Raw genomic sequence first — 22,652 nt, 5'->3', positions numbered from 1 at the left:
CCATTCGGCATGAGGTAGAGAAGCTCTTCGCGAGAAGTGCTGGCTAGGCGACAGCTGGCGTGGCAGCCTTTGTGGGTGACCGATAGCGGCAGCTTTCTGATCTCAGAAAACTGGTCTGTCCCCCAAGATGCCGCAATCCCTAACACCGCTAAGTCTATAGACATCGGTGGCCTTTTTGACCCGATCAAGGGACGGAAGAGTCTGACTCAATATCAGGTAGCCAGACCTTTGATATTTCAAGCTTGAAAAAAAGCGTGGCAGGCGTTCATCAAAACGGTCGCGTCATGGAGGGCACGGTGGTGCTTGGTTGTTGGGAGGAGGCGGTAAATGTCACTGGCAGCCTCCCGGCCCACAAGCACCTCCAGAGGCTTCAACTGAAAGGTGGGCATCAGGTCTGCTGCTTCGTAGAGGACATCGAGCCAGAACCCGTCTTGTGGCGAGTCGCTGCAGAGAACCTGCCCTGAAAACAGCTGATTCATATGCCTCGCCACGACGTCGGCGAGATCACCTTGCTCAAGCAAATGATCTTGACTAAGACCATGCATATCTTGGGCATCAAACGACCAGTGCGTCCAGTAACGAGCAGGCTTGATCAGCGAGCTGAAAGTGGTGTCACTCGACACGACAGCTACCTCGATGGGATAGCTATCCGGTGCTATCCCTGAAGCCTCGAAATCGATAAAAAACGAAGGCCGCGCCATCCTGTTGCTCCTGTTGAAAGGCTGCGATTTTCAGCTATGCAGAATCAATCGCTCTAGCCGCTAGCGCATGCGCTACCCGGTGATTATGCAGGTGCTGCATCTCACGCTCCCATTCATCTAGAAACTTCTCCCAGTCGGTGGCGTAAGGCCCATCAGCAAGCCTGGTTGATCCGATGCTTGCCTGCAGGAAGCGTTCTCTCCACGGTTGGGGTATGTCGTGCTCCAGGACGATGTCGATGCCCGAATGGTGATGCTGTACAGGCACGGAGTCACGTACGTCCATGAGGGCGAGCGGTGTGTCGATTGGAGGTATCCCGTTTTCCTCTTGGCCGTCGAGGTGATCCAGGATGGCAATGGGTTCTGATGCGTCCGGATTACCTGGATGAAGATTGGCGAGTGCCCATAGTGCTCTTCGCCTAGTTTTCTCAAGCTCGCGGAGTTCATCGTGAGTCATTAGGCCTCCTTCATTTCCATGACGCGGGGGATGTTTGACGGAAGGGCCGTCGTGAATCGAGCCACGGCAAGCCGCGTCTCGCCCCTTCGGGCTGACATCCCGCACGCCTGCGCGCTCCGCTTGCTTGGTGCTCGTATAGGGGCGAAGTTTCGCGCTACGAATCTGGGACTTCCACTGCGCTGTCCGGCAGGTGAGGCAGTCATTGCATGTACCCCACCGTACCGCCAAGTCTTTTACTTATGGAATTTACTGAAGCGACTCGAAAGCGCTGCAGACGCAATGATTTCCCATGTCTCTGGGTTACATGCCACAGTTCTACGCAGTTAGAGCTCATAGCCCTCAAACAGGTTGCGTCACGGGTGGTGCTGACTCCTTCCATCAATCCCCGAGTTGAACATCTCCAGGTTGTCGACCATCGCGGCTTTACAGCCTTGTCGAGATTGACCTGAGGTGTTGCAGGGGAAGGAGAAGGAAAACTCAAACGTCAGAAAGTAGGAGGCCCCGCATAGCGGGGCCGTCACATAACCTAGTCTCTTCACCGCTTCGTGTAGCGCGGGAGTGGAGGTTCCTAGGGCAGCGGGGTTAGATTATCAGCGCCAGTTTAACCCGACTGCCCCAGACGACTCGAATTAATACTCATCCCAATCGTCGTACTGCTCATCAGACTCGGGCTGGCCATCCTCACGCGTCAGATCATCGGTTATGAATCTCACTCGACAAACCTTATGTCTCACCAGCGTGTCAGGAACGTATTCAATCGCAGGCGTTTGCGATGAGTTGGTGCTAAGCAAGTCATCTAGGTTCGTGAAAGCAGTTCTAGGCTTGAGTGAGGCCACCACGGCATGATTAAACAGAGTCAGATTTGTACCTTTTCGCACTTGAGCCGATTCGAACAGTACACCGTCGAGCGGCGGGTCGAATTGTGTCGCTAGGTACTCTGCCATGACTTGTGTTGCCAGGTATTCGTGTTCCTGGTTCGGAAGCACTGGAACGGTGATTTTTGCGTGGAGCGTTTTCAAGAAGATGCGCCTACCCATTTGCTCTTCATAGCTGGCTTCAAAAGCACTCAACGGCCTCGCTTCGTAGGCTTCATCCAAAGCAATGAAATCCAGGACGCGAACGGGTCTTGTGAGTTTGAATTCGCCGCTGACGACTCGTCCTCCTACTGGCGGGCGAAGCTCGGCAACACAGGTTTTTCGGTCAAAAGCGCCATAAAAAGCGGCCAATCCTTTAGGGTTCATTCGGCCAGCCCCTGCGGCCTCCTTGGGTGGCGGGCCGAGTTCTGCAGCAGGGTTGCTAATGATCGAGTCGTATTCTGAAGCGGAGTCACAGCGCCTGGCACGGAAGATCTGATCGTTCGCAAGCTCTCTGACAACGGACATCGAGCCATCAGGGCTTTTGAAGGATGATAGTCCTCGAAACAGCCAGTCCAGAAAATCCTTGGCATGCTGGCTAAAAAATCGATTCCCATGTTTCATTTCGTTCTGAAAATTCAGCCATCGGGTTTCTGCTTCTCTTGGTCGAATCACTCTCCACTCATAGTTCTCATCATCGCTATATCTAGCCTCTCCTCCTTGCATGATGTCGTAATGGGAGCTTTCGTTGAGGTCGCAGAGGACACGCTCGACGACCGGGTCGTCCTCATCCAAACCAAGCAATTCTGCGACATGGAAGATAAGGGGATCGCCAGTCTGCTCTGTCTCAGAGCGTTTTCCATTGTCATCGTACTGATCGTATATCGCTCCAGGATGGCAATACTTCTGGAGGACATCGTCGACCATACTGACCAGATTCTCGAGTGGGATAGCCTTACGCTTTTTTAGGCAGAACGAGCACTCTGCAGCCACGCCGGTTCGCCTGATCAACCCTTTAAGATGGATTTCGTTCAAGCATTCGTGACAGATCAGGTCTTCATCCATGTTTTACGCCTAGCAGAATTCAATTGGCGGCGATTCTAAGTCAACATGGACGCTCGGCCCGATGAAAAACTTGCTGCACGCCGAGTCGCAGCCTTCAGGTTGCCCCATTTGAGGCGATACCTGGCTTGGGATGTTTTAGCTGCTGGCTCTAGCTCAGCCAAGCTTCCCAGCGTTAATACTATTAAATGGAGTTGATTTTCAGGTTATGACCGCACCACATGCCGCGACCTACCGACGTCCCGCAGACTGGAAGCAATTCGAGCGTCTGTCACTAGCAGTAATGAGCTGCGTCTTTAAAACCAGATTCGACCAATACGGTCGGGAAGGCCAACGGCAGCATGGCGTGGATCTGTATTGCCGCCTCAAAGATGGTTCTCTCATCGCCGTTCAGTGCAAGGGGCGAAATGAGAACCTCGGCAAAAATCTGACCCTCGCGCAGGTAAACCAAGCGGTTCTCGAGACAGAAGACTTCCCGTTCAAGATCGATCACTTCTTCATCCTTACCACCAGTCCGCATGACAAGCTTCTCACCAATCGAGCTTTAGAGCTTACGGAAGAGCGAGCTATCGCTGGAAAGGGAACAGTGGACGTATGGGGCTGGGGGGCGCTTGAAGCTGTAATTCAAGAGAACGCCTCGCTTCAGGAGTCATTTTATCCTGACTACAAACCTAAGATTTCTCTTCGTGGTTGGATCCTCAGGGTCGGGTTGGCGAGCTGCTTTGCCGTAGCTGCCCTCGTGGGGATCCATAAGTACCTGGCCTATCAAGCCGATACAGCACAGATGAATCAGGCGACAATTGAGGGCCTCGCTGAGTATATGGATCTGAATGATCGGTTGATTCAGATCTATGAGGGTTGCCTTGGAATGCTGGACAAAGAGACGTTTGCCTTCTCATATTCTTTTCAGCAGTTTTGCATCGTTCCAGTGGAAAGGACACTGAATGCAATGGAGCATCAGGTGCAGCACGCCAGTTTAAAGATTGATATTGCAGCGATTAACCAACTGGATGTGCTGCTCAACCTTCTACGAGAGGATTATCGACAAGGATTGATCGCCAATCAGATGACTGATTTTTTTGAACAGGGCATCAGGGATAGCCAGAAGGCACTATGCATTCCTAACAATTCTGATGCGTCTGCTGAACGCTTGAAGCGGCTGCGCAAGCCAGCTGACGATGCGATGAATCGGCAGTTGGAGTTCTACTTCATCCTCCGCGATTTTATCCTGCCTGGGCTTCAATCCATGCAGGCAAATGTGCTGGTCGCAGCTCGGCAAAGTAATCGCCGAGGCCTCTCAGAACAAATGCTAAGTGACGCGCATCAGTTAAGCGAGCTACTGAAGCAGCGCCACCAGTATCGAATGGAGGAGCCACAGCAGCCTTTCACTCTGTCTGCTGTGAAGCATTTGAGTTCCCGAGGGATAACGATATCAGGCGAGATGGACACCATGATTGAAGATGCCCGCTACGCCCACGTTTTGCTCAAGGGGATTCGAGCATCATTTCTTGGCAAGCACGAGGACGTGAGTGAGCTAATTGAATGCGGGGTGTATGTTAAGGATGCCGGAGTAAGGTTCCGGAGGGATGAAGAAGCCATTAAGGCCTCCGCCGTACCAAACGCCTGAGATGAGCAGTCAGACTCTTGCTTTACCGAGGCGTTGTCTCCGGGCGATTAGGTAGCGCAGGTGCACAGAGGTATGTCACATGACGCAAGCACTCTTCGATTTCGACCTCAATCGCGTTTCTCGCCAGCACTACATAACTGGCAAAGCCGCAATCAATTTCCCCTGCCCAGGATGCAGCACCGGTGGGTGGCATTTCCTGTCTTATTTCGACCGAGATTCGGTCGTCGCCAAAGTGTCTCTTGCAGGGATTCACTACCCGGATACCGATGCGTTTTTTGGTGACACGGGCATCACTGATGTGACCGAGCAGCTCAAAGAGCGTGGCTGGCGCGTAGAGGACAAACGGCTCTTTATGGCTGATCACTACAGAGCTGCTGCAGACATGATCGTGAAATGGGCGTTGATCGATTCAAGACACTGCAATGTAGAGGTCGCGGAATGGTTCCCTTCCCCAGAGGCGAGAAGTCAGCTGCTTGGTGTACTGGATCGTGGGAAGCCCAAGCTTTCGGAACTGAACAGGCTGCAAAAAGTGGAAGCTTGGCTAAGCTCGCAATAGGTGATGACGTCAGGTTGGTCAGTAAGACAGCCGTTGTGATGCGTGCCGAATGAGAGCAATGGATATGCGCAAGAAGTCTCAGTCATGGTTTGTCCTGCTCCTGATTCTATTCGCTGTCCTATGGGCAATGGGGAAGAAAGACACACCTCCTGCCCCTGCGCAGCCCAGCACCTTGAGCGCGCCGAGTACGCTGCCGTCAACTTCTCCTGCCTCACCGTCAACACTGGCCCCTACCTCTGCAACTGAGCAGTTCGTGAGCGCTGACAACCTCAATGTTCGGAATCACCCAGGCGGAAAGGTTATCTCCAAACTGAAGCGCGGGGAAAAGGTTCAGGTTTTCGAGACGCAGAATGAATGGGCGCGCATCAGCATTGATGGTCAACCAGCGAAGTGGCTGTCGCCCAAAAGTCTGTGTAGTGGATCGGGCTGCTACGTCGTGTCGAAACCCATACCAGCGACTCAGCCTGCACAGCCTTCTCGCCAACATACTCCAGCTTACGGCTCCTCGTGCCCCTGTTCCTCTGGAACAGTTTGCATAGGGCCAAGAGGCGGTAGGTACTGCATTACCTCAGGCGGAAACAAGCGCTACGGCGTTTGAGCGATCATCTGATGACGTATCGCCGGGGGTTACAATTTCGCAGTCGCTTTGGAGACGTAAGAACCGATAGACGAGGCCGTCTAGTGACGATAGGTTTCGTTGAAGATAGCTGAGTATTGCCTATGAATCCGTGACCCGCCTTGCTTTACATTTCAGGTGGTTCACCCTCTTTTTTTACTTTTTCAGCTCAGGGCTCGACATGCATACCATACGGAAAGTGGTAATCCAGAACTTCAAAAAATTCAAATCGCTCACGCTCGATTTCGAGCCTGGGAAGAGTGTTCTGATTGGCAACAATGAGGCAGGGAAAAGCAGCATTTTGCTCGCTCTAGACCTCGCGCTCGGCGGGAGTCGCAATCGCATTGAAGCTCTGGGTGCTGAAACCCTGCTCAACCAGGATTCGGTGACCACCTTCCTTGCTGGGGAGAAAAGCCTAGAGAAACTACCTGAGCTGATAGTCGACGTGTTCCTAGAGGAAGGTGACGAAGAAAGCCTGTATGGAACCAACAACGCCCACCAGCGCCAGACAGACGGTGTGCGCATGATCCTTGCAGTGATGGCCGAGTATGGCGAAGCGGTACAAGCCATTTTGGCTGATGATCAACCGAACTTCCCATTCGAATATTACGCGGTGCGGTTTGAAACGTTTGCCGGCAGGCCCTATGCAGCGTTCAACCGCCCCATCAAGCATATGATGCTAGACGGCTCACGTATTGATGGCGATCACGCATCTCGTGAATACACGCGAGCCGTGTACGCTTTCAACGCCCCCGTTGAAGACCGCTATAAACTTGAGAACCTCTACCGCCAAGGCAAGCATGCATTTACAGGACAACATCTTGCAGCGCTCAACGCTGACCTACCCGCGTATCAGTTTGACCTACGGAGTAGCGTCCGGTCGAACTTGGAAACTGACCTGATCATCACGGAGGACAATATTCCGCTTGAGAACCATGGGAAAGGAAGGCAGTGCTTCATCAAGACCGAATTTGCACTGAGCAAGCACAAGCAAGGAGGCTTAGATGTAATGCTATTGGAGGAGCCTGAAAATCATCTCAGCCATTCCTCTATGAAAGCACTTGTCGCCAAGTTAGCGGAGAACGAAAGCACACAGCTTTTCATCGCAACCCACAGCAGCCATATTTGTTCAAGGCTTGATCTTCGCCATGCCCTTTTGATCGGCCCGAATGCAGCTGCCGGCTCACTTAAAGCCTTATCACCTGACACCGCAGAATTCTTCATGAAGGCGCCGGACAACAATGTCCTGGAGTTCGCGCTTTCCAAGAAGGTGATATTGGTTGAAGGTGATGCGGAATTCATTCTGGTGGAAGAGTTCTATAAGCAATGCACCAATGGGCGTCTGCCGCATGCCGATGACGTTCACATAATCTCTATTGGCGGCACCAGCTTCAAAAGGTACATGGAGCTCGCTAACCTGCTTGGAATTCGGGTCGCAGCCATAAGAGACAATGACAAGAATTATCAGAAAAACTGCATAGAAAACTACGTCGACTTCGCTTCGGACAATGCCAAAGTCTTTGCCGACAAAGACGATGATCGTTCAACCTTCGAAATAGGGTTGCACAACGACAACGTTGAAACCTGCAAGGCCGTCTTCGGCCCAGGACGAAAAACCCTTTCACCCTTGGAATACATGCTGGCAAACAAGGCAGAAGCCGCGTTTGAGCTACTCAAGGGAAAACCAGGTGAGCTCACCGTTCCTGCCTACATCGCGGAGGCAATCCAATGGATAAACGAGTGATGTTCGCTGTGGCAGGGTCAGGGAAGACCACCTTGCTAGTGAAGCGTCTGAGCCTAGAAAAGCGCGCACTGATAATCACCTACACAGAGAACAACTACCGTCACTTGCGCGAAAGCATCATCAAACGGTTTGGCCATGTCCCAAAAAACATCAACCTGCTGAGCTATTTCACGTTCCTCTATAGCTTCTGCTATCGCCCTCTGCTGCAGGTACATCTGGAGACGCGAGGAATCAGCTTTCGAGCTCCGCACGCCCGTACGCTAAAGCTCAAGCGGGACAATATGGCGTATTACGCCACTACGAGCGGCAGCCTGTACCACAACCGCCTCGCAAAGCTCGTGGAGACCGCTGGTGCAATTCCTGACGTGATGGCGCGAATGGAGCGCTTTTACGATGAGTTTTATGTCGACGAAGTTCAAGATCTGGCAGGTCATGACTTCAACCTGCTAATGGCATTAGCAAAAGCCAAGCTTGCGATGCTGTTTGTAGGTGACTTCTACCAACATACTTTCGACACCAGTCGTGATGGAAACGTGAACAGTTCGTTACACGCTGACATTGGGAAATACGAAAAGCTTTTTCAAAAAGCGGGTGTGACCGTCGACAAAGAGACACTGAGTCGAAGCTGGAGGTGTGGCGTCACCGTATGTGATTTTATTCGTACACATCTGCAGATTGACATGCAGTCACAGCATGCATATGAAACCGAAATCATTCCTCTGGCGAATCAAGCGGATGCTGACGCCGTGCACGCGGACGCCAGCGTGGTGAAGCTGTTCTACCAGGAGCATTACAAATACGGATGTCTGTCCAACAACTGGGGCGCCAGTAAGGGGCTGGATCACTACATCGATGTGTGCGTTGTGCTGGGTACTACTCACTGGAAGATCTATCAGACGTCCTCGCTCGCCGCGCTCCCCCCACAGACAAAAAACAAGCTTTATGTTGCCTTCTCACGGACTCGCGGAAGGCTGTACCTAGCGCCCGAAAAACTTTTCAAACCATTTAAAACGGACTAGGTCGTAGCCATGGGTGGTGATGTCTGGCGTAAGACCTAGTCCAGAAAGTATGAAGGGGAACCGCTGGGCATGACACCTAGCGTGATCAGTCGAAAGACTGGCCCTGCTCCATCTCCCCAATCCAGCTGTATGTGCCGTTTAGCCAAACGAAGACGCTGTTGAGCACCTCGCGCAAGTGCCGGATGTTGATATGCGTAACGTCTGGGAGATGGTCTTTACCACTGTTGGTCGTCGCATACCGAAACGCCATCGAGTCTGGGTCGACGTTGTCCAACTGGCGAATGAACTCGTGAACAGCAGTAGCGTTGACGTCAGAGCGCTCTAGACCCAAGTCCTTGAGCAGATGACGCAACTCCGACCACAGAGGCATCAACGGATGCTTATCGTAGTTCTTGGGCTCTTTGCCTGTCAGAGCGCGAGCACTCTTTAGCATCAGCTTGAACTGCAGCTCCAAGGAATGGCGGTACAGAAAAAGCAAAGGATAAATGCCACTATCCAATGGCACCAGCCGATTCGCCATCGCCTCCACAAGACCGTCGGCGGCATCTTTGTATGCAAAAGCATAGAGGTCGGCACGAAAGTGAGACCAGTTCAGCATCGCGTTGTACTGCCAATCCTCACCCTGGATAAACAGCTGCTGGCCGGAGAAGTCTGCCGGCCACTGGAGGGCCTCAAGCTCCGGGTCGAGCATCGGTAGCGATTCCTCATCCATATCGTCTCCTCACGTTGGCCAGTCCATGGTGTAGAACTTTACGAATCTGGGTGGACTACCGGCAACCAGTAAGTGGTTTTCTGGCTTGGGCTACTGTGCGAGAAAGCGTGATCTCAGCTTCAGATCACGGTGTCCTTTTTGCGGGATACTGACATCGAAAAATGGCTCAGATCTATGCTGGGCACGGTTTCGGTGCCTAATTGAGCCTCAGACCTGAGCACGGTCAACCGCCAACGTACCACAGCCGGTTAACTGTGCTCTTAGGCAGTTCTAATTGCCGGCAAACCTCCGCTTGAGAAAGGCCTGCCGCCTTAAGATCGCGCACCGCTTTGAGTCTTTCTGCGGCAGCGATTCTCTGGGGTGTAGTGAGCTTTTGGGGTTCGCCAGGTAGCTGCTCATCAAGAACACCAAGCTGCATGAGTTCTTTCATTGTGTCGTTCAGAACTGAGCGCGCGGTCTTGCCTTCATCGGCTGCGGCCACCAGTGTGAGAAAGGAGAGTGGCATTAGGCCTAGCGCTTTAGCTAAATCGGCACTGAGATCGACGGTTGCCGATGTCATCGATGCTTCCAAGCGGCTTATGTGTGCTTGGTCAGTCTGATGCTGGAGATCTGCTTGCGACAACCCATGTCGAACCCTCAGCCACTGTAGCGTTGCCGCATACGCCTTCCGCAAAGACATCCAGCGCACCTCTCCCCAAAAGGAGACGGTATGCCCCGTTTGATGAGTCCCACACAAATGTATATAGTCATTGTGATGGAACAACAGACGCGCCATCTTTGCGATCTGTACGTGCGCAGAACCCTATTTTCTTTGTCGCCAAGAGGATCATCAATTTATGGCTAATTCTCCTGAGCACGAGCTGCTCCAGGATTGTAGGCAGTCCTCCGCTGGCACGTCTCTATCTCACACCGAGGTGGAGGCATTGGTAGCGCAGCGCTTCGGTCGCAAGCCTTTTTGCACTGTTGAGGATTGGCTCATCTTTCATGTCGACGAGCCCCCTGAGTCGCTCGCGAAAGTACGAGCAACAGGCCTAGAGCCGATGTTCATGTATGCCCATTGCGTCATCCATGACGGTCATGGCCGGTTCCCGCCAGGGGGATGGGTACGCTCAACCCTGTGCAAATCGTTCGACGGTGTTTGCCTTTTCGAAACGCGAAACACGGTGTACGTGCTCATGGGAAAAGGGCGCGAGATGACTGCCTCGCTGAAGACAATATTTGGCTTATGTTAATCGCAGGTGCGCTTCGCGGGCCTGCTCTACACGAGATACACGATGTTCAGGATTAGCATGCAAGACCAGGCCGGCCCGGTGGGAATGTTCGGGGACGGTCTCGCTCATTTTCACGCGGTGTCGCGATCCCTGGTCACCCATTGGTATCACGTGAGCCTAAAGCGACGACACGAAGATCGCTTCGTAGCTTACGAAGAGATGTTGAGCGACGAGCCCCGTTTGGTTGAGCTGCTTGTCTCTCAGAACGAGAACGTGCTCGTGCAGGAAGTTCAAGTCGTCACTCCAGGGTGGATGAACAAGGGGTCTAGCTGGAGGATGGAGAAGCTGACCTCACTCTCAATGGGATTCAATCAGGCTGAAGTGCCAATCTGCGTCTTGAAGGTCGAGAGTGGTGATGTGTACGTCAATACTCATCAGCGTGATTTGGATGTTGAGTCTCTGACGGGATTGAGGGAGCTATACCGGAGGACTGCTCCAGAGACCACCGTAACTCCTGGATCGAGAGGTTCGTAACCATGGAAGAGATCAACACGGTCGCAGTCGATTTGCACGTGAAACGCTACTCGGACTTTGACCTGCTTCGCCTCGCCAAGGCAGCGAGCCAAGATTACGACGGGCTGGTTACTGCGTTTCTGGTGGATGTTCACATTTATGCCTGCAGCGCCATTGGTGTCGTGTTCAGTCACATTTGCCCAGGGCCATATCAACGATTTGCGGATGGTCGTCTGATTCGGACATCGGACATTCAGTCTGTGACGAAGCAAGGCAGGTTTTGGGTAATCAACACGGTCAACTCGAAATACGTTGTTGCGACTTTCAGGCGGAACATCGGACGGCATAGCCTGCGTGAGTTCATACGTATTGCGGGTGATCGGTTTATCCCAACGCCGAGTCGGCTGCATTAAATCCTCTATCGTTGTTTAACGGTGCCCTTTGCGACGTTATGCTGTGGTGAAAGGCTTTAAGGCTATCAACTAGCAGACGGAACTATCTAAGAGTAGGTCTCGCCCGAAGTGCAGGGCCGAACCGCCTGGACAGATACCGCTTTGCGTACCCACTGATGAACGCATAGCCTTCTTCGATAGTCAGCGAGGCGGTCTTGATTTCCTTCGCCTGCTGCTTGAAGCCATGCCGTGACTCGAAACCACTGATCGAAAAATTGTTAGCAGTCAGCTCAAAGCTTTTCTGGATCTTCTTGTCTACAGGCACAGTCAAGCCGTACTTGGCCGTGTAGGACTCAATCGTTTCGAGAATCTTGTAGTAGGTAGTCCAACCACCCTTTTGTTCAAACAGCTTGACCAAGTGGTAAGCGTCTTGGTACTCGCAAGCAAGCGATACAAGGTGAAAAACCATTGCACTGTCTTCCCGATCACTGCCTCGCTTCGCTGAGGTTGGGAGAGCACCAAGAAGGCCATGCAGATTACGCTTTTCGACGTAGTTTACGCTCCGGCCTTCACGCAAAAGGCGCGCAATCAGGAAGGGGTGACGCTGCTTCCACAGCAAAGCCATAGCTCCGTTGAACAGTGAAAGAAGCTCGTGCGCTACCTGCCAGGCCACATCAGGGTCATCTTCGATATCGTCGAAATGCGAGGAGCTGAAGCTGAAGTGGTCATTTGTGCAGTCGAGGTAGTCGTCGACGCCTCCCCATACCCAAAAATGGCCGTTGTTATCGTTCTCGCGAGAAAGCTGATGCAAGTACATGGGGATGCCGCTGGTAAGTTCGACTTCCCATTGAATCGTGGAGCTCATTAGCGTCGTAACCTCAGAATCCGGGGCTTGCAGCCTGCCTGCCCAGCGTGAAGGACGGTGAATCTAAGGCAGGCAGCTGCAGGTCGGCAAGAGGGGGCCGCTCCCCGCGTGCAGGCCTAGGCTCAGAATGGCAGATCTTCCTCGCTGATTGGCTCAGGCTCCACCGGCGGCTTGGGCCTGAGGGCTTGGTGGATGCTTTCTAGTCGTACTTGGAGCTCATCAAAAGTCACCACCAATACATCCTTCAGGCCGCTTCGATACTGCTCGAAGGCACGCTGCTTAGCCAGATCCTTGGGAGTTCGGCCAATGATGACGATTGCCGCAATGGCGTGTGCGTGAACGCGCTCATCAAGCTCCTGGGACAGACCGAAGACCTCCCGTTGGAGCACGCTGCGTTGGCTAATGATCTGACCGACTGCACCGCTTAGCTCATAGGAAGGCACGAATGTCTGCCGGTATGACTGACCGAGCAGCTCAGTCTGAGGATGCTTGATCTCGATGAGGGCAAGATTTCCGGTTGCTCTGGCGGCCATCAGGAAATCCGAGAACTGACCGCCCCGGCCACTGAAGCCTTTACCGCCGATGTATGGCTGGTCTGCAATCTTCTTCACCGGATACCCAAATGCCATGTCGAGCACGAATGGGTGTTCGCTTAAGAACCGCTGCCATCTAGGTTCGCTTGCTTTGTTGTCCATCATTTTTCGATAGATCTCAATGAGTTCTCCGAGTGTAACCAGCTCGATTTCTGCCTTGAGATTGAACAGTGAGTTGGGCGCAAATTTAGCAAGCGCAGGAACGTTTTGCTCCGTCAGCTTGGCTGCCTGTTGTTGATCTTTAGGCGAAAGCCGAGGCGACAGGGATCCTAGAGAAACCAAGTTAGCGAGAAGGTCAGGAGGCAGCTTCCTGGCGCGTGGAGGATAGAGCTCAGGCGCAGCTTCATGAAGCAGGCTTGTATAGCAGGCAAGCTTCTTGTCAGACGCTGTCTCCCGCTGGTGGCGCTGGGTTAACCGATCCAGGCTTTTCCGCAGCTGCTCTAGACGAGCAACGCCCAAGTAAAACTCGTTGCCTTTGAGTTTCGCATCGTTGTGACCAGTACCACCGTGTATCACGATGGTATCAACCCCCTTTAGGCTGCTCAGTGCCTGGACGATGCACCTGTATTCGTACTTGAAGCCAAGGCCGTAGCGCCAATCCGTATAAAGCCCTTCCGGAAGTCCATCGAGCAATTCATCTACTTCGTAAGGAGTGGCTGGATGGGAGTACGGTGTATAAACAGGTCTTGTAATGATGATCGACCTGATTCCGTGATATCGGGGCTGACCGTACTCGGGGTGTTCGGCTCTAGGGTTAATGGGATAAATGGTCAGGTAAGACGGTGCAACCTCCAGCAGAAGGTGCCAACCTGGCTCATGCTCTGCCAACGCGACGTCGCTGTAATAGACCCTAGAAATCCCATATATCTCGTCACCGATGGACTCGTACTCTTCATCTGATTCGATGGCCGAGAGTTCTTCCTCGCTCAAAGCCCCAGTGTCTTCGAGATCAAACCGAAGGAAAGGCCCTCCGTCGGTGCGCTGCTGCATGGCGTACTGCGAGGGCCGCATAGAAGGCATAGTGCTGTCGTCCCTGATCAAGATAGTGATCGCCGAAGGCGTTATACCGAGTCTAACGAGCCGCTTGAGCTCCGGAAAGACGGGAACCAAAATGCTGATTCGCCGGCGGCATCAATGAGCGCCTGTGGCTCAAGGAGAAAGGTATGAGGCCCACTGACGCGATACGAGGAAAGGAAGGGGAGATTCGGCGCCTCATCGAGACCTATGGCTTCACTGAGCCAAAACTCTTCGGCTCTGTCGCTCAAGGCGATGATCACGAAGGAGTGACCTCGATCTGCTCGCCACCATCCCTCCAGCAATGGTCGGCAAGATTTCCCTGTTCGACATCGCCGGCCTCGAAGACGAGCTCCAGGCGTTGGTGGGTGTGTGGGTCGACTTCCACGTCCGCAACAACATGCCTGAACACCTTGGGCAATCTATCGAGCGTGAGATGGTTACGCTCTAGCTGTGAACATGCTAGCGATGATCCTGGCGTCCAGCAGGGCATGGTGAGGCAGTTCTTCCCCATCATTCGTCGCGGTCAGGGTCGTGGCATCAGTGGGAAAGTTTCTGACGTTCTTGGGCCATTTACCATCGTGATAGGCGAGCTCGCAAAACAGCTCCCAGTCGTAGACAGGTGCGTCAGTGACAACCTCGAGCTCTTCGTCGTAGGTTGCCAAGAAACTTAGGAGCGCCGACCTGGCATCGGTCAGAGACATGGCGTACTCACCGCCCCAGAGCTGCGGCAGTACAATCTTCTTCACGAAGTCACTGCAGTCATCAACCTGCCACGTATCCTGCAATTCAACGTAGAATTCCCGGCAATCCTGGCCAACCAGAGCCAGGGAGATCAGCTTCGCCTGCGCGCTGAGCTGAGAGAATTCAGAATCTAGAAAGAGCCTCATGCTGTTGAAACTCCGTAATGACTAAGGCACGCCTGACTATGGCGCATGAGGGGCAATTATGGGAGATGGCCCTCGAGCATTTTGGCTCAGACGGACTGCTCCAGGTGGTTGTAGATATGTGGAGAGATGCTGCGCCTCCGCCGAGGCCTGTCGTTGAGCACCTGACAGGCGACAAGGTAGGCCTGGAAGTCCTGAATATACTGAAATTGCCCAAGAGCGAGTCGGAGCTTTTGTACCGGGCCGAAGTCCAGTTCCAGGTGTCGTGACGTTGTACGCTCTTCACGCCAGTGACCTCGCGGACGGGCTCATAACGCGGCTGCCGAAGGAGCTGCTTTCGCGAGCATGGAGAGGCTCATGTCTCGAGATCGACCTGGGCATTTGACTTCACCTATGCCCTAGACGGGCACTTGCGGAAGCCGTCCCGACAAACTTTTTAGCTTACTGCCCCCCATTGAGATGTTTATGAGCACTGATTTAACAGAGGAAGAAATGCGTCGTGCCCTTTTCGGTACGGGTCAGCCAGAACATCAGTTGCCCGCCGCTCCGGTACAGGAGCCAGTGCCAGTGCCAGTGCCAGATGTTGTGTTCACGAAGCCGGTAGTAGCTCCCGCAGCCAAGAAAAAAATGGCCAAAGCATTCACGCCGAGGCTCAGGGTCACTCTCCGGGTCGGGAACGAGTTTGAAGGGAAAATGTATGAGCTGATTCATGAGGCCGACACGCTGAGCTCGCTACTAGCAGAGCAAGAGGCTGTGAAGGCTGCTAGGAAGAAGTACAGGTATGTGGAGGTGGTCTCGGTCAAGTCGATGTAGACGCTCCCAGCAGTGTCTGGGTCGGACTACGTAACCCGACCACTTGAGACTGCAAATTGAGAGCGAATCGATTGAGATCTAGCCACACGCCTAGCAAGGTTCGCTGAACATAGCGACGATGTTCCTGCATCATTGTGGCCGTGAGAAAGTTTGCCGAAGGTACGAAGCTGCAGCAAGAAAAGTGAATTCATCATATTCTTCACCGAATATTAACCAAGCATGAAATGACTATAGATCAAAAGCCCTAGGGATAAATAAAGGTTTGCTAGTATGAAAAAAGATTTCAGCGCAGATAAAAAATCTAGGCGCAGCATGGGGTTGATAAATTTTTTCGCCGGGCAGAAGCCCCATACTTATGGGGCATTGTATTTTGTGAATATTATTTTATTTGGGTTTCTATATTGGCTTACCCCTGGGTCTTTTAAATGCGCGCTAAGCCTGGGCGCTTCTATGTATTTTAGCGTGGTCACAGCGACCACTCTCGGCTACGGAGATATTACGCCTAACTTAGGCAACCCCTTTATGCCTATGCTAGTGTCGGTTCAAGTTTTAGTTGGTATAGCGCTAGTTGGTTTATTCCTAAATGCTCTCTCTCATCGGTTAAGTGAGCAAAAAGACAAAGCTACCCAAGATCTGGAGAGTGCAAAAAAGGAAGAGCAAATCTCTAGGGCTCTGGTAATGCTTCGCCCTGTAGTTGAACAAGGCTTGCGCACCTTAGCGCAGCTGTATAAATTCACAGCGCCTTCCGAAAAGCCCGAATATAAAATCAGGCCGAAAGACTTCTTAACTGATGACTATGCGAGACAGGTAAATGCGATGGTGTATTACAACCTGCATGAGTATGTAAATGGAAGCGTGCCGATGTACTCTTACTTTATCGAGGAGAACAAAAAGTTTTCCTCTCAGCTTGATAAGTATTTAGACACTTTTGCGCACAGCCTGCCCGTAACAATCCTTGTACTGCTTACAGACCTTGGTCGACATCGTTTTCTCAATGTTCCAAATATGCATCGCAACATACACCATATTGTTAAGATTCAAAGCCCGGGCAGTATTTATCCAGATAATTTCCCCGCGCCGAGTGATGGGTTTTCTCAGGCGGAATATGAAAATATTATTAACTTTAATGTTTTGTTTTTAGAGCTGATCTACGAAATGGATCGACGCAACCCGGAAAGTCCTGTAATGATGACTATTAGCTTGCGAGACAATATCCACCCTCGCGTTGGCGCGGGTCTTCATCCGACCCCATATTAGAAGAACAAACGGCCAAAAGCAGGAATGTTCGAGACCGCCGTCGAACTAAGCAGGAAAAGCGGCCTCGCTGATCAGGCTTTTTATATTTAGCACTACTGAATAGTGTTACTGGCTGTCGGTTATCCGACTACGTACGCTTGTTAGTGCCGGTGCAAAACTGATCCACTTGGCTAACGTCGCAGCCATTTGAGGCTGCCCATTTCAAGCAGCGGAGATCAAAGTGTTGTCCCGCCAAGGGCACAGCATTCGACAGACCGCCAAGACATTGGGCGTGTCCCGCAACACTGCTCGTGGCTATCTCAGAGAACCTTCTGTCCCGCGTTACTCTCGTGTACCCAGAGCCGCCAAGCTCGACGCCGTTCGTGGCTGTACGCACGAACGAGTCAGGCAGGCTCACGAGCTCTGGCTAGGAATGAGCCTGCCGTTTGAATTGATGACTCCGGGCGAAAATTGGCGAATTGATCTACGCTCCCGTCAAACCTCCTAGGTTCGCTGATTAGATTCGAATGTTTAACTCAAGTCGACTCAACATTGATGGTATGCTTCGTAATGGAACTGAGCCGGGGATGGCGCCTAGTTTTCGAACGTACTAACGCACCGTGTTTGTAAGTTAAAATCTGTTGAGCTAGAGTTAAGGAGAGAAGTAGGTGAGCGAGCAGGTCGACAAGGAAATTGTGTTTCACCCTATCAATATAAAAGTTAGATTTGAGATTCCTGCTGGAGAACACTCCTCTGCCGCCGCTTTGATGCGGTCTCTGTGTCCGGCAGACGATGCGCCAACTTTACACTTGCTAGACGTCTGCGCCATTAGCCACATCAAAACTCATTTAAAAAAGCCGCCCGCCCCCTCCGCTCCTGTTCGAGAGTCGATTTCTGAACTAATTAAGCTCGATAAACCTAGGGACGGGATCTCGTATATCGCAGCTTTTCTTGAGATAATCAGTGATTTGAAAAAACCTAGAGCTGATGAAGATCTCATAGCTGAAGTTTCAGGCGACATAGCCGCCATGCAGAAATTTTTCACTAAAGCTAGAGTGTATGAAAATAATCTTATAACACCAGCTATGATTCTCGAGCTAAAAGGTGAGCACCCTGAAGAGTTGGGCCCAGCCTATCTTGAGTTTCTTATATACGTTAACTCAATGGGGCTGCATGATAAGCCGCTTGCAGAAAGACGCCTTGAACTCGTTGCTGATATATGTTCTAAGGCGCAAAGTCTTGGAATCTTGAAAAATCATCCGGTTGTAATTGTTTCAGTCGCTTGTGTCTATAGCTTTTTGCCTGCTTTTAAGGTCATGAAGCTCAAGAAAAATCCTGACGAGTTCGATGCGAGCAATGCACTGGGAGATATTCAGTTAGTACAGCGCATAGCCAACTTTTCAAATATGATCCTTAATGTTTGGATTGCTCATGGAAAAGGGTACGCAAAAACTAAATTTTTCACAGATGATAGGAATTTGCGGTTGTTGCTGGACTGCTTCACGGTAACGAATGTGACGCGCAAAGAGATCGAAAGCCAAACTACAACCAATTATCAGATGACCACTGACTTTGCGCGCTTACTCCCTGTGCTGCACACTGAGGCCGGGCATATAAAAGGACTTGAGGAGGAGGACGAACGCTATGAGGTATATCGTCTTCTGGGGATTGCTTCATCCTGAACTCCCTGTGAATTCTATGACCCTTGCTCAATCGTCCATCGTGGCGTTTTGAGCGCTCTTCAAGCGGAGCGCGCCGACCGCGACGGGGCAGAGACTTGAGGATGAAAGCCCGCAGGGCCAAACCCTGGCGCAGTCAGGGTTTGGTTCACGCCAGCCGTGCCCCGAAGGGGGCAAGCCCAAAACGGATCTACCGGAAATAGCCATCCAACTAGGAGACAGGATGGTCGCCAAAGGTCTCGCGAAGCAATCTCTGCATCATCACAGATGCAGGGCCTTCGAGAAAGTGCTCCTGACCGCTGATATCAAACCTCACGGGATTGATGTGAACGACAGTCGCACCATGCCCCAACGCTCGTACCCATCGCAGAGGTGATTGAGCGCAAAGCTAGGGCTTCCGCAGAAACCGGCGCTGCGTTCGTGGCGCTTGATGAGTTGTTCAAGCCGTGACCTGACTGAGCTACCCGCATCCTCAGCGTCCTCTCGCCTGCACGACCGTGATCTCTCGTGCGAGCCTCTGAAAAATGCTGCCGCCCACCCAACATGAGAGTATTGCGTGATGTCATATTGATGTCTTTTTGTGGTGTAATTGCTTGGTTGGTTGGTTGGTTGGTCAAGCTCACGCATATGGAAGGCGCCCGTGTATATAACCCGTATTAAGATTAAAAACTTTCGCTCCTTGATTGATGTGGAAATTCTGCCTGTTAACTACACTGTTTTGGCAGGTGCTAACGACGCAGGAAAGAGTAATGTGCTACGAGCATTAAATCTTTTCTTCAACAACCAAACTGACGTGGGTAAGCAGCTAGTATTTTCAGATGACTACAGTCAAAACGCTGTTGGCCGTGCAAACAGAGCAAAAGAAATTATAGTTGAGCTCGAGATTCAGCCTCCAAGAAATTACACGGATAGTGATCCTGTTGTGTGGCGAAAAACTTGGCGCGAAGAAGCTTTAATGCCATATGATGAACACATGAAGATGGTCGGTGATAAAGCCTTTAGCGCGCGTTCAAAAACGGAGTATTGGCTGCGCCAAATAGGCTACGAATATGTTCCTGCGATTCGAGGAGAAGAGTTTTTTAACACGCTTAAAAGAAGACTTCATAATACTTTGGCGGAGACCATCGCACCAAAGCTGGCTAAAGCTTCAGGGCAATTCTTGAAGAGTTTGCGTACAGAAGTACGAGGAATTGAAGTTGAAGCGTTGAGGATACTAAGTCTAAAGACTGAGTTTTCTTTGCCAACCGACTTAGGCAGCCTTTTCGAAATCCTCGACTTCAAGACAGCGGATAAGCATGCAGCGACACCTTTACAACACCGAGGCGATGGCGTCCAAGGGAGGCACATTCCTGTGATTTTGCGATTTTTAGCAGATCAACGGAAGGCAAACTTCGCCAAAGGAAGGCCATCACCCGAAACAATATTTGGTTATGAAGAACCAGAGAATAATCTGGAGTTGGCTAGGCAGGTTGAAGAGGCTGAGGAGTTTTACCGATGCTCAAATGTAATTCAGATACTTCTCACAACGCATTCGCCTGCATTTTACAGTATCGCAAAATCACAAGATAAAGCACTTGCTTTATATGCTTCCCGCATAGACGGAGCGACAGCGTTCGTAGATTCAACAACTACTGCAGCTTTGGATGATGGGCTAGGATTGATGCCTTTTATCGAGCCCTACCTGAAAGTTGCTTTGGATCAGCGACGGCAACTATTTGAACAGTTAAAGGAGGTTCAAGGGCAGTCCCTACACACTGATCTACCTGTGCTTTGCGTTGAGGGTGATACGGATAAACTTATACTTGAAAAAGCCTGCTCTATACTGTTTGGCCCAACCATCCCATTCAAAGTGGTAACAAAATCAGGCTCTGGTGCCGGTACTAACTGGGTTGTCGGGTATGCCACAGCTCGGGCCGTCATGACGGATGTGAGAGGTCGCACTGCAATTTTGCTGGATGGTGATGAGGCTGGTGCTGCGGCAGAAACCACCTTAAGTCAACGGATGGACTCATTAGACCTGAAAGGGAAAATTAAATATTTCAAGCTCAACAAAATTAATGGGGATGATGAACTCCGACAAGCTCTAAAGGCTGGCTTTGAGTTATCAATTGCGATTGAAGAGCTTTGCGGGGCTGCGGCTTGGGATCATGCAGAGTCTAAGCTCTGGCTGGAGCCACGCCCGGACGTGGTCAAACTTAACTCTCAAAATTTAGACATTGATCAATCCTTTAATAGCCTCCTGACCACGAAGATCGCTAATGAAAAATGCCGTAGGTTAATTGCTAATCGTATCAATTGGATGAAAAAAAATGACTTCTCAAAATTTGTTATAAGACAGATGGAGGAAACAAAACAAGTCCCGGTGAGCGTGGAAAAGCTAGTCACTGAAATTCATAGATATTTTTCACGGTAGTTTTTAGTTGAAGGGTGATATTACCAAACGCGGCACACGTCATCCAAGGACGTGAGCCGCGACGCGTAATTCTTAGTTCTGCCTGGTCGTTCAGGCGCTCATTGGCCCAGAGAAAGACTGTGGATGCCGACCAACGCTAGCCGGATTCAGTAGAGCCCGCTGGATTTTCGTCATCCTCCCCTGCCGCGCCCTTGATCTCAAAGCGCTCATCAAATCCTGGATACGCAGTGTTCACATCATCAAGGATGGCATTTACCAAGTGCAGCGCATCAGCAATGGTAGGTTCTAGCATCCGGTGGTATGCCAGTGGGATGCGATGGAACCGGTGCAGAGGGTTCAGGCAGTGAGTGAAGTTACTGTCCCTTATTGCACCCCATTGACCATGAACGAAGCCCGAGGCCCAACCGTAGTACCTGTCGTAGTCATCCTTCGTGCCTGACTCCTCTGCTAGCCTGCGAAGATCTTTACCGGCCCAATGGCCCAGATCGATCTCCACGTACTCTTGGAAGTAGTCTTCGTTCGCCAAGGTTTCCAAAGCCTGTTTGGTCACAAACCGAGCCTTCTGACCAGCCATCTCCTCGTGCTTGAGCAGTGCCAGCTTGGCTTGGCCGGCGCCATAGGAGCGGAATTTTTTCCACATCTCGTCGTTCCCACAGCGTACAAGATAAGCCAGCGAGATCCTGCACTCAGTGAGAGACCGAAGCAGTAGCCTTCCGGTAACGGCTGAGCTCAACGGCCCCATGCTCATCTCGGCTACGCAGGCGAGAGCGAAGAACCCGAACCCGAAAACGCCATCATGTTTCTGATTCAGTCCAGTGGTGCTCAAGCTCGTGAACCAGTGAGCCAGTAAACCTTCACGGAAATCATTGATCGTCTTGCCCAAGATTTTGGGGTCATGGGCAGATTCACCTCTGGCCTCCAACGGAGCTGGGAGGCAGTGGGTATGTTCCAGTGTGTAATCCCAAAATAATTCGGGCCAGATGCTCGGTTCTTGATCCGGTTTGACGCTGATTACAGCCATTTCCATGGATCTAATGGAGGGGCGGACTGATCTCATATCTCCTCGGTGTGGATATTCGATAATTTCCTGAATCCGCTCCGTCATCTCCTCCATGACGAAGATTTCCCCTAGCCCTAGCTTGAATAGTACGCTTAACCAGCGCACATCCGTTGCTTCTTGAGACTGGTGGTCAAAGGTTTTCAGTACCGCCTGGCCAAGGGTCTGCCAGTCGTCATCGGTTGCTTCAGCAGCGAGTGCTGCTTTCCACCAGTCTTGGCCTGGAAGGTTCTCGAGGAGCAGTAACGGACGCAACGCTTGCAAGCCTGAATGGCAGCGGAGCACCCGGCTCACGAGGGCGTTAAAGAGTTCTCTCGGCTGGTTCGGCAAATCAGAGTGGCGAAGCGACCAGCCCAGTGCTGGTTTTGACTCCTGGTCGTGTTCATCACGCCGATAGCGAATGCCGATGGATGCGATGTCTCGAAAAACTTCGATTGCCTCTTCACGCGGTATTACGGTGACGATCAGACAGGCCCAAAGCATCTCCGGCAGGCGAGTGTTCGCCCATGACGAGAAACTCATCCCTGTGAGTTGCATCATGGGAGGTATAAGGGCTTTGCCTACCCTTTTATGATCTGCCAGTGATGACGTAACCTTTCCGGAGCGGTTTTGCTTTTTCTTCCTGTTAGACATG

Annotated in this window: 21 protein-coding genes and 1 pseudogene; 13 read left to right on the top strand and 9 right to left on the bottom strand. The window is 51.7% G+C overall.

Features of this window, described 5'->3' with window-relative positions; all coding sequences use genetic code 11:
• Positions 1-236 precede the first annotated feature (236 nt).
• From KUIN1_RS25665 to KUIN1_RS25655, 3 genes are all read right to left on the bottom strand, one after another.
• Positions 237-701 carry a hypothetical protein gene (locus KUIN1_RS25665; RefSeq protein ID WP_152092379.1) on the bottom strand — a complete coding sequence of 155 codons (465 nt, stop codon included), beginning with the start codon at positions 699-701 and terminating at the stop codon, positions 237-239.
• Between the two features lie 34 nt (positions 702-735).
• Positions 736-1,155: a hypothetical protein gene (locus KUIN1_RS25660; RefSeq protein ID WP_152092378.1), complete on the bottom strand. Its 420-nt coding sequence runs from the start codon at positions 1,153-1,155 to the stop codon at positions 736-738.
• 629 nt (positions 1,156-1,784) lie between these two features.
• The gene (locus tag KUIN1_RS25655; protein WP_152092377.1) at positions 1,785-3,074 is read right to left on the bottom strand and encodes an RES family NAD+ phosphorylase; all 1,290 of its coding nucleotides are present in this window, start codon (positions 3,072-3,074) and stop codon (positions 1,785-1,787) included.
• Positions 3,075-3,279: 205 nt separating this feature from the next.
• On the opposite strand from KUIN1_RS25655, the gene KUIN1_RS25650 reads away from it, so the two are divergent.
• The 5 genes from KUIN1_RS25650 (at position 3,280) to KUIN1_RS25630 (ending at position 8,633) form a co-directional block, all read left to right on the top strand.
• Positions 3,280-4,698 (top strand): hypothetical protein, encoded by a 1,419-nt coding sequence (locus KUIN1_RS25650; RefSeq protein WP_152092376.1) that lies wholly within the window; start codon positions 3,280-3,282, stop codon positions 4,696-4,698.
• A gap of 79 nt (positions 4,699-4,777) precedes the next feature.
• On the top strand, positions 4,778-5,254 hold the full coding sequence (locus tag KUIN1_RS25645) for a hypothetical protein (RefSeq protein WP_152092375.1): 477 nt from the start codon (positions 4,778-4,780) through the stop codon (positions 5,252-5,254).
• A gap of 49 nt (positions 5,255-5,303) precedes the next feature.
• The gene (locus KUIN1_RS25640; protein WP_332107646.1) at positions 5,304-5,852 is read left to right on the top strand and encodes an SH3 domain-containing protein; all 549 of its coding nucleotides are present in this window, start codon (positions 5,304-5,306) and stop codon (positions 5,850-5,852) included.
• Between the two features lie 199 nt (positions 5,853-6,051).
• Positions 6,052-7,614 (top strand): ATP-dependent nuclease, encoded by a 1,563-nt coding sequence (locus KUIN1_RS25635; RefSeq protein WP_133102506.1) that lies wholly within the window; start codon positions 6,052-6,054, stop codon positions 7,612-7,614.
• Entirely contained in the window at positions 7,599-8,633 is a 1,035-nt protein-coding gene (locus tag KUIN1_RS25630; RefSeq protein ID WP_152092374.1) for an AAA family ATPase, read from the top strand. The genes KUIN1_RS25635 and KUIN1_RS25630 overlap by 16 nt, the downstream gene beginning before the upstream one ends.
• An 85-nt stretch (positions 8,634-8,718) precedes the next feature.
• Here the strand turns inward: KUIN1_RS25630 and KUIN1_RS25625 are convergent, their stop codons facing one another.
• The gene (locus KUIN1_RS25625) at positions 8,719-9,345 is read right to left on the bottom strand and encodes a hypothetical protein (RefSeq protein WP_232059993.1); all 627 of its coding nucleotides are present in this window, start codon (positions 9,343-9,345) and stop codon (positions 8,719-8,721) included.
• A 223-nt stretch (positions 9,346-9,568) separates the two neighbouring features.
• Entirely contained in the window at positions 9,569-10,024 is a 456-nt protein-coding gene (locus KUIN1_RS25620; protein WP_152092462.1) for a helix-turn-helix domain-containing protein, read from the bottom strand.
• A 157-nt stretch (positions 10,025-10,181) separates the two neighbouring features.
• Between KUIN1_RS25620 and KUIN1_RS28410 the strand changes: the two genes are divergently transcribed.
• The 3 genes from KUIN1_RS28410 to KUIN1_RS25605 are packed head-to-tail and all read left to right on the top strand — an operon-like array spanning position 10,182 to position 11,482.
• Complete coding sequence (locus KUIN1_RS28410) at positions 10,182-10,577, top strand: DUF6957 family protein (protein ID WP_152092373.1); 396 nt, start codon at positions 10,182-10,184, stop codon at positions 10,575-10,577.
• 42 nt (positions 10,578-10,619) lie between these two features.
• A complete protein-coding gene (locus KUIN1_RS28185; protein WP_152092372.1) occupies positions 10,620-11,090 on the top strand; it encodes a hypothetical protein in 471 nt (156 codons plus the stop codon).
• 2 nt (positions 11,091-11,092) lie between these two features.
• Positions 11,093-11,482 carry a hypothetical protein gene (locus KUIN1_RS25605; protein WP_152092371.1) on the top strand — a complete coding sequence of 130 codons (390 nt, stop codon included), beginning with the start codon at positions 11,093-11,095 and terminating at the stop codon, positions 11,480-11,482.
• Positions 11,483-11,564: 82 nt separating this feature from the next.
• On the opposite strand, the gene KUIN1_RS25600 is transcribed toward KUIN1_RS25605, so the two are convergent.
• From KUIN1_RS25600 to KUIN1_RS25580, 3 genes are all read right to left on the bottom strand, one after another.
• On the bottom strand, positions 11,565-12,326 hold the full coding sequence (locus KUIN1_RS25600; RefSeq protein WP_152092370.1) for a hypothetical protein: 762 nt from the start codon (positions 12,324-12,326) through the stop codon (positions 11,565-11,567).
• 122 nt (positions 12,327-12,448) lie between these two features.
• Positions 12,449-13,909: a Shedu immune nuclease family protein gene (locus KUIN1_RS25595; RefSeq protein ID WP_154686164.1), complete on the bottom strand. Its 1,461-nt coding sequence runs from the start codon at positions 13,907-13,909 to the stop codon at positions 12,449-12,451.
• Positions 13,910-14,373: 464 nt separating this feature from the next.
• Entirely contained in the window at positions 14,374-14,823 is a 450-nt protein-coding gene (locus KUIN1_RS25580; protein ID WP_152092368.1) for a 3'-5' exoribonuclease, read from the bottom strand.
• 462 nt (positions 14,824-15,285) lie between these two features.
• Here KUIN1_RS25580 and KUIN1_RS25570 point away from each other — a divergent pair, with 462 nt between their 5' ends.
• From KUIN1_RS25570 to KUIN1_RS25545, 5 genes and pseudogenes are all read left to right on the top strand, one after another.
• Entirely contained in the window at positions 15,286-15,633 is a 348-nt protein-coding gene (locus KUIN1_RS25570; RefSeq protein ID WP_152092367.1) for a hypothetical protein, read from the top strand.
• A gap of 270 nt (positions 15,634-15,903) precedes the next feature.
• The gene (locus KUIN1_RS25565; protein WP_152092366.1) at positions 15,904-16,890 is read left to right on the top strand and encodes a potassium channel family protein; all 987 of its coding nucleotides are present in this window, start codon (positions 15,904-15,906) and stop codon (positions 16,888-16,890) included.
• Between the two features lie 214 nt (positions 16,891-17,104).
• Positions 17,105-17,299 (top strand): annotated as a pseudogene (locus tag KUIN1_RS28860) (IS21 family transposase); the annotation flags it as partial.
• A gap of 238 nt (positions 17,300-17,537) precedes the next feature.
• Complete coding sequence (locus tag KUIN1_RS25555; RefSeq protein ID WP_152092365.1) at positions 17,538-18,551, top strand: hypothetical protein; 1,014 nt, start codon at positions 17,538-17,540, stop codon at positions 18,549-18,551.
• Positions 18,552-19,188: 637 nt separating this feature from the next.
• Positions 19,189-20,961, top strand: coding sequence for an ATP-dependent nuclease (locus KUIN1_RS25545; RefSeq protein WP_172980083.1), 1,773 nt, complete (start codon positions 19,189-19,191; stop codon positions 20,959-20,961).
• 136 nt (positions 20,962-21,097) lie between these two features.
• On the opposite strand, the gene KUIN1_RS25540 is transcribed toward KUIN1_RS25545, so the two are convergent.
• The gene (locus KUIN1_RS25540; protein WP_152092363.1) at positions 21,098-22,651 is read right to left on the bottom strand and encodes a DUF5677 domain-containing protein; all 1,554 of its coding nucleotides are present in this window, start codon (positions 22,649-22,651) and stop codon (positions 21,098-21,100) included.
• Between the last annotated feature and the right edge of the window lies 1 nt (position 22,652).

Source organism: Pseudomonas sp. KUIN-1 (assembly GCF_009176725.1).
Classification (GTDB): Bacteria; Pseudomonadota; Gammaproteobacteria; order Pseudomonadales; family Pseudomonadaceae; genus Aquipseudomonas; species Aquipseudomonas fragariae.
This window is presented reverse-complemented; position numbering and strand designations above follow the sequence as displayed.